4 protein-coding genes are annotated in these 2,536 nt (G+C 32.6%); 1 reads left to right on the top strand and 3 read right to left on the bottom strand.

All coding sequences use genetic code 11. The features are described 5' to 3' along the window. Positions 1-155: 155 nt before the first annotated feature. Genes KI356_RS25235 through KI356_RS25225 form a run of 3 tightly spaced genes read right to left on the bottom strand, consistent with a single transcriptional unit; the run spans position 156 to position 1,847 of the window. Positions 156-494, bottom strand: coding sequence for an NIPSNAP family protein (locus KI356_RS25235; protein ID WP_212936811.1), 339 nt, complete (start codon positions 492-494; stop codon positions 156-158). A 27-nt stretch (positions 495-521) separates the two neighbouring features. Next, the gene (locus KI356_RS25230; protein ID WP_212936810.1) at positions 522-1,064 is read right to left on the bottom strand and encodes a GNAT family N-acetyltransferase; all 543 of its coding nucleotides are present in this window, start codon (positions 1,062-1,064) and stop codon (positions 522-524) included. Positions 1,065-1,076: 12 nt separating this feature from the next. Continuing rightward, positions 1,077-1,847 carry a DeoR/GlpR family DNA-binding transcription regulator gene (locus tag KI356_RS25225; protein ID WP_212936809.1) on the bottom strand — a complete coding sequence of 257 codons (771 nt, stop codon included), beginning with the start codon at positions 1,845-1,847 and terminating at the stop codon, positions 1,077-1,079. 251 nt (positions 1,848-2,098) lie between these two features. Here KI356_RS25225 and KI356_RS25220 point away from each other — a divergent pair. Continuing rightward, a partial coding sequence (locus KI356_RS25220) for a hypothetical protein (protein WP_212936808.1) occupies positions 2,099-2,536 on the top strand: 438 nt, incomplete at its 3' end.

Below are 2,536 nucleotides of genomic sequence, written 5' to 3'. Positions count from 1 at the left end.
ATTTTGCATAATGGACGCAAAGAAAATACATAACCAAAACCACTTTTGTGGATTGCCGTTTATAAAGAAAACTATCACCGCTATTGTAAATAAAATAGTGGATGCTAAACTAAAATATAATTTTGTTTTAATTCCCATTATCCCTCACCCCTTTATCACTTTACAGTACATAGTAACTCTTCATTTTTCATCTCTACTATGTACTCCTGTAAAACATATTCTTTCCCGCCATGTTTTTCATACCATTCATGTATTCTTCTAATATGCTTCTCGTCATTTCTTATTTTCGATTCAATTTCTTTATACTGCTCATAACTATCATATTCCCATATGGCGAATATTTCTGTTGTACCATCATTATTATCTTTCATCCAGCGTCCTATTAGCCTGGAACCATGCTTTAACTGGTTAGGTAAGTTCGTGTTAGTAAAATGCTCATTAAATATTTCTACAAATTCATTCCTTACTATATAGTACTTTCTTCTGTAAAACATACATTTTCACCTCTTTCATGAACAGACTCAAATACACCTTCCCATTACTACCGTATTATAATACTTCCCACCCGACAGCCTTTTATCATTTTTCAAAATACCTTCTACTTCAAACCCTAATTTTTTATACAGCTGAATGGCTTTTTCGTTTGTCCCTAACACTTGTAATGATATCTTTTTCACTCCATTTTCATCAGCCCAATGAATAGATTGTTGCAAGAGACTTTTACCGATTCCATATCCCCAAAACTCTCTTAAAATACAAACGCCAAACTCTACTTTATGGGATAATCTTTTCAAATTTGATCCTTCACATCTTGAAAATCCTACGATTTGGTTGTGCACTTCTGCAACTAAAAAGAGATTCTTTATCTCTTCACTATCCGTTTTTATTATTTTTTGAAACCCTATCTTATCTATAAATCCCTCTCCAGCTTCTCTATCCATATTTTCAGTTTCGCCATCGATCTGAACTCTAATCTTCGATAATTGCTCAGCATCCGTTTCAGCTGCAGAACGAATCGTATAAGCTAATCCATTTATATGAAACTCTTGTCTTTTTATAATCATTTCAAACTCCTTTTAAATGCAGTCTATTGATGCTATTACAATTTCTTTACCTTGTTTCTCAAATTCTTGAATCGTTTCTTTACTAGCGTCTCCATCTGTTATTATAAGGTCAATTTCTATCAGTGACTCTCCTTTTATAAAGCAGTCTATTCCGAGTTTAGTATGAGGAGCTAAACAAATGTTTCTTCTAGCAATTTTACTTACTGTTTTACTAAAATAAGCAACTTCCGGCGTTGCAGTACTTATACCATTCAATGAAATGCCGCCACCTGTAGAAAAATACAGATCAATTGAGAATCGACTTATCATTTCTGAGGCAAGTGTATCTGTCATATTTCCTGATGGTTTCACCTTTCCACCAATTAAGTACGTATCAATGTTCTTATATTCCCGTAACGTACTAGCAATTTCTATAGAATTTGTAACAACTGTAAATGATGTTTCAGGTAAATACTTTAACATCGCATAATGAATAGATGCCCCGCCAATAAAAACGGAATCTCCTTCTTGTATGAATGATGCAGCAACTTTCGCAATCGCTCCTTCATCTAGTGAACTATCACGATAACGTTTCGATGGTTCGGCAGCTAAATTCCTTACTCTAGCAAGTTCGATTGCACCTCCATGTGTTCTTTTTAACAAGCCATCCTTCTCCATAATAGACAAATCTCTTCTTATAGAATCAATAGACATATCGAAACTTTCCGCAAGATCTTTAGCGATTACCCTTCCATCTTTCTTAAGTAACTCTAAAATTTTCTCTCTACGCTCTTCAGTAAACATCTTCCCACCACCATTATTGAAGATTCAGAAATTTAATCTTTATTTTAATTATATGCATGCTTTTTCTGTATTACAATATTTTCAATTCTTATTTATTCAGCTTTATACAGTTTTTCTCCCTATTTCTATCCCATTAACCTGAAAACGAAATAAATGTATATTTGCATATTCCACAAACATACTTCCATTTACCTTCCTATTGATGTAAAATTATTCCTATGTTTTACTTTTTAATACAGAAAGGGATTACTATGAAATCTATAATTAAAGTAACTTGTACAGCATTAATATTTACAGGAATCATGGCAGGATGTAACGGTAATTCTACACCCAAAAAAGAAAAAAGCACTTTTGAAAAAAACGCAATGCATTATGGGGAAATTGTTAAAAATGAATACTATAGAGCAACAGTTGAAAATGCAAAATTTGAAAAAATAGACAAAGAGTGGCGCCTAACAACTCGTGTTATGATTAATAATGTTCGAGACGATGGACAAACTATTGATCTTTCGGAAATAAAATATTTCATACAAGATGAAAAAACTGGTCAGAAATATGAAGGTGAAGCTCATCCGATAGGTGACGAGCACTATAAAAATGTTCCACACGAATTCTCTTTAACTACTGACGTTGTATTTGAAATGAAAACTTCACCAAAAGATTTAAATAATATGTATTTATATATAGAT

Source organism: Bacillus hominis (genome assembly GCF_018332515.1).
GTDB classification, from domain to species: domain Bacteria; phylum Bacillota; class Bacilli; order Bacillales; family Bacillaceae_G; genus Bacillus_A; species Bacillus_A hominis.
Note: the sequence above shows the minus strand (reverse complement) of the source record. Positions and strands in the feature narration are given on the sequence as shown.